Raw genomic sequence first — 4883 nt, 5'->3', positions numbered from 1 at the left:
TGTCGCGTGATGGGGTCGATTGATAGCACAAAAATGGCATAGGAAGTTGACAATGTCAGACGTTTTGAAGGCGAAAATCAACAAGAGATTTGTCGATTCCGCGATGCCGCCGGAGACTGGAGACACGCGGATTTGGGATATTGAGCTGCGTGGTTTCATGCTGCGGATCTCGTCGAGTGGCCGAAAGACCTATTGCGTGAAGTATCGCGTGAACCGTCAACAGCGATGGATGACCATTGGCGAACACGGTTTGCCTTGGAGTCCTGAAGCGGCGCGCAACCGAGCGCGAGAAGTTATTACTGAGGCGACCAAGGGCGTCGACTTATCTGAGACCCCAAGTGAGCGGGTAAAGGCCTTGGCCGGAAAAGGTGGACTGGTCATAGCGAAGGCCATGCGTGACGCGACCATCGGCCAGTTGTTTGAGATGTATTTCCGCGATGGACCGAGTGATAAGCCGCTGAAGAGGGAGTCGTCTTGGTCAGTCGACGCCACGTCCTATAAGCGCCACATCAAGCCCCTTCTGGATGATGTCATTGCAAAGGACGTTCGGCCTAGCGATCTCGCCGCTTGGCAAAGGGACGTCGCGGCGGGCAAGACTTCACACGACATCAAGACTGGCCCAAGAGGGCGCTCCATTGTTAAGGGCGGGCCTAGTGCTGCCTCCCGTGGCATGAGATGTCTGTCGGCAATGTTCTCATGGGCGATCTGGCGGGAGATTTTGGAAACCAATCCCTGCTCCAAAGTCCAGAAGCTGCGCGACAACCGGCGGGAACGATCCATCACCACGGAAGAGGCAAAGAAGCTTTGGACGGTCCTCGATGAGGCGCAAGCCGCATGGGTCATCGCGCCTCATTATGCCAACATCATTCGCCTGATCATGCTGACGGGAGCGCGCCGTAACGAAATCACTGAACTCAATTGGTCTGAAGTTGACATAGAGCGCTCGCGTCTCGTTCTACCGCCTATCCGAACAAAAATGGGTAGTCAGAATAAATCCCGCACGATCATTCTGTCCGAGCAAGCGCGCGCTATCCTCGAATATCTCCCGCGACTAGGTCCTTATGTCTTCATGTCTCAAATTTCCGGTAAGCCGGTTTTGGGGGTCAATAAGGCATGGCTGAAAGTCCGCGAGCTCGCGGGGCTCTCAGATGTTCGGCTCCATGACCTACGCCATAGCTTTGCAACATTCGCGGTCGAAGATGGTGCATCCCTCTATCTCGTAGGTCGAGCTTTAGGGCATGCGAACGCCTCTTCAACCGAACGCTATGCGCACCCCGGCGATACTGCCGCACGGATTATTGCTGAGAAGGTGGCCGAGCGGTTCGCCATAGGGCGAGAGTGATGCAGCCTTTTGGTGATAACGTATCAATCTCTGAGGCCAAATTGACGGAATATACTCTGTCTCCGAGGGAGCACTTGCGCGAAGCGGTCAAGGCGGGCTCTCTTCCCAATTCGAGCTAGCCCTAACTGGCCTTTAGGTTCGCGGAGCCAAATTAACTGTCATGATTTGGTTTCCCAAACAGCCAATTTCGTAGGTTATCGAGACATAATTCGATTGTGATGTCGTGAATCCACCTTGATTTGACTGACCGCTTTGGGGCCTTATTTCCCCGAGAACGGACATAGAAGAGAAAAGCATGGGCTTTAGTCGAGATAGGTCAGCCAAGAGGGCTGCAATCGATCTCGGATCAAGTGCAAAAATCACAACAATCTCACAGCTGTGATCGCCCGGTAGCGGAATTTCGCTTTTATCGCTACAAATCACCTATTAAAGGTAGATTTCTTGGATTTGAGGCCAATTTGAAATGATCTATTTATTCTTAGCGGGCACCTTGATTGCCCAGCCTGCGTCAGACGTTACCACAACTCAGCCACCGGCAAGCCAAGCGGTCGCTGAAGGACAGGCGAGTAGCACTACTGCCGAACCTGCCCAGCAAGTCGAAACGATTGTGGTCAAAGCACGACCGCAAACGCGCGATAGCCGAATTGATCGTGTTGTATATGACGTTCGTACCTTGCCCGATGCCCCAGCCTCGGCGGCAGTGGATGCGATTGGACTGCTGCCCGGCGTTTTTGTAGGGGCCAATAATCGGATCACCATGGTGGGCGGTGCGTTCGTGACCGTTTTAGTGGACGGCAAATCCATGCCAAGGGCCGCAGCTTTACAAATTCCCGCTAATCAGATCTCGCGCATTGAAGTGATGTCCAATCCGCCTGCGGAATTTGCCTCAAGTTCGCAAGCCGTGATCAATATCATCACGAAGAAGGCCCAAGAGGAGGACAAGCTTGGCGGCTCAGTAGCTGCCAGCATCAACACACTCGATAGTCAGGTGTTTTCACTGTCTCTCAATAAAGGTATGAAGCCTTGGAGCTTTAACGGCTTTCTTCGGGCTACCAAAAATGAAGTACCATATCAGTTGCAATCCGATGGGGCGTCTGGCCTCGGTTCAAATCGCGAGCTAGAGTCTACAACCAGCTTAGGGCGATATTCAACCTCAGACCTTAATGCATCCCTTCGTGCTGTCCGCACCTTCAATAGCACAGACTCTCTCTCTTTGAGCTCAACCTTCTTTTCTGGGGATTTTGACTACAAGACGCAAAGTGTTGAAATACGGACGCTGGCAAATTCGCAATCCATCACCCCGTTTATGTCTGCCAGCCGGTCACCCGGATCTGTTCAATATCATTCCCTCGGTTTCAAGTCTGAGAAGGAAGACACGTACAAATTCAATATTGACCTCAATTTTAGCAATAATCTGAGCAAGGCCGACTACGAAAACCAAAGAGGGACGCTATGGTTTTCAAACCAAGAACGCAAAGAAGAGCGTACTTTAGAATTTGAAACCAGTTTTGAGAAAACCCTTAAAGCTGGGCGCGTACTCTCATTTGGGATGAGCTATAACGATAAAGACTTTGAGCTCGGTTTTTCTGACCTCGGTTATGCCGGTCCCGGGATAGTCCAATCAAATCTCTTTAAGGCTCAACAGCGAGATCAAGCCGCGTATGCATCCTTTCAATTCAAACTGGGCAAGTTTGGCTTTCAACCGGGGATTCGGGTCGAGGACACCGCGATAGATTGGTCTGACGGTGTGGGACTACTTTCTGGAACGACCGCCTATCAGCGGGTCTTGCCAAGCCTATTCATCACACGCGCTCTTGGGACCGCTGGCACGCTAAAGGCCAGTTATAGTCAGGGCACTTCACCGAGCTCTTTGGCCCAGCTCAATCCTTTTCGGCGCTCTTTCGGCTTATATTACGCCCAAGAAGGGAATCCGAAGCTGGAACCGGCGGATCGTCAGACGTTTGAGTTCACGCATGAATTTGAAAAAAATGGCTTATCGCTGGTCACAACTGCCTTCTTTCGTGACACCAAAAATGAGTTCAGCTTCAGCTCCAGTAGGATCCAAAACAATGTGGTCCTCGCTTCCAGTGTCAATCTGGGTAGCTCCCAATCCACAGGGCTAGGTTCAACTTTGAAAGGAAAGCTTGGCAAGAAGCTGAACTATAGTTTCAATTGGGAAGTGAGCGAAATTTCCTTTTCCGACCCGTTTCTGGCTTCCGGTACGCCTCGCGTAGAGAAAGTCCAGTCCAACGGTAAGCTTAGCTTGGATTACAAGCCAAATAGCCTGAACCAATTTGTGTTCTCGACCAGTTTCCAGAGTGATAATCACAGTCTGGGTTATGTCGATGAGGGCTACTGGGAGAATTCAATTCAGTTTACGCGCCGCCTACCAAAGAAAGTTTCATTGGTTGTGACCGCAACAAATATCGGGGTGGAAACTGACCGTCTAAACCGTTCGTTCGGACCTGACTTTAATTCGCAGGCGCGTAACTCCTACCCGTCACGCTCTTTGAGGGTTTCCTTGTCTAAAACATTCTGATTCGTCTTCCCATAAGTCGTCCAGCGTGCGTTGATTGAGGCTGACCCGATTGACTGAATAGGTTTGCAGCAAAGTTAAGCCAGTATCTGGTATTGTAGTTCAACTGCCAAGTTTCTGGGTCGGCTGAGCCTGATCCGAGGGGACTTCAAACTTATCCATGGCACGGAGTCAGCTTTTGTGCGATCATTATGGGTGATACGGACTGGAGATGACGTCGCAAAGTTTGTTTCGGCCTTTGATGTGACTGACAAGCGCGCCGGATCTGAGGACAAGAACCATGGTCAGAGTGCAACCCAACTTGCTAGATGCCGTCGCGCTTTTGAGCGATCAGAGCGACTTGGGTCTCGTGCAAGGCCAAGTTGGAACCGTGGTCGAGTTGTTGGATGACGACTTTGCGCTTGTGGAGTTCTGTGACCGAGATGGCGCTACTTTTTCGATGCCCACCTTGCCAATCTCTTCGCTTCTTCGTTTGTCCTATGAACAAGTCGCGGCCTGAGGCAGTTATTTGACGGTCTCAAGTTCCCACCGATCAGCCCATATCGACTTCATTGAATTTTTCATATTTTATGATAAATTCATATTATGAATACGAATGTAGCATCAAAAATACAAAATGTCCTTGATGATTGGCCGAGCAAAGGCCTCGTCACTCAAGCGTGGTTGAGCCAGCGAGGGGTGTCGTACAGCCTTGCTAACCAATATGTGAAAAGCGGTTGGTTGGAAAGGCTAAGCCCCGGCGTGTTCCAGCGCCCGAACGATGAGTTGACGTGGCAAGCGGCCCTTTCTGGTTTGCAAACGCAATTAGGTTTGGCAATCCATGTCGGGGGTCTTACGGCCCTAACCAATGATGGCTTTGCCCACTATGCGCGGGTCGACGTTGAACCAGTCCATTTGTTTGGTCCCAAAGGCGCGACGCTTCCTAAATGGTTCAAAGCCGCTTGGTCGAACGAATTTGTGCATTCCCAGACAAACTTTCTGCCACCGCATCTCGGTGTCCGCAAA

4 protein-coding genes are annotated in these 4883 nt (G+C 51.1%); all 4 read left to right on the top strand.

The window, feature by feature from the left end:
* Nucleotides 1-52: 52 nt before the first annotated feature.
* Nucleotides 53-1342 (top strand): tyrosine-type recombinase/integrase, encoded by a 1290-nt coding sequence (locus tag ACIQ20_RS15850; RefSeq protein WP_395782013.1) that lies wholly within the window; start codon nucleotides 53-55, stop codon nucleotides 1340-1342.
* Nucleotides 1343-1805: 463 nt separating this feature from the next.
* Nucleotides 1806-3881, top strand: a complete 2076-nt coding sequence (locus ACIQ20_RS15845) for a TonB-dependent receptor plug domain-containing protein (protein ID WP_395782011.1) — start codon at nucleotides 1806-1808, stop codon at nucleotides 3879-3881.
* A gap of 277 nt (nucleotides 3882-4158) precedes the next feature.
* Nucleotides 4159-4377: a DUF4926 domain-containing protein gene (locus ACIQ20_RS15840; protein WP_395782009.1), complete on the top strand. Its 219-nt coding sequence runs from the start codon at nucleotides 4159-4161 to the stop codon at nucleotides 4375-4377.
* Between the two features lie 86 nt (nucleotides 4378-4463).
* On the top strand, nucleotides 4464-4883 hold a 420-nt coding region (locus ACIQ20_RS15835; protein WP_395782007.1), incomplete at its 3' end, for an AbiEi antitoxin N-terminal domain-containing protein.

The sequence above is a fragment of the Aquidulcibacter sp. genome (assembly GCF_044346625.1).
Taxonomy (GTDB): domain Bacteria; phylum Pseudomonadota; class Alphaproteobacteria; order Caulobacterales; family Aquidulcibacteraceae; genus Aquidulcibacter.
This window is presented reverse-complemented; position numbering and strand designations above follow the sequence as displayed.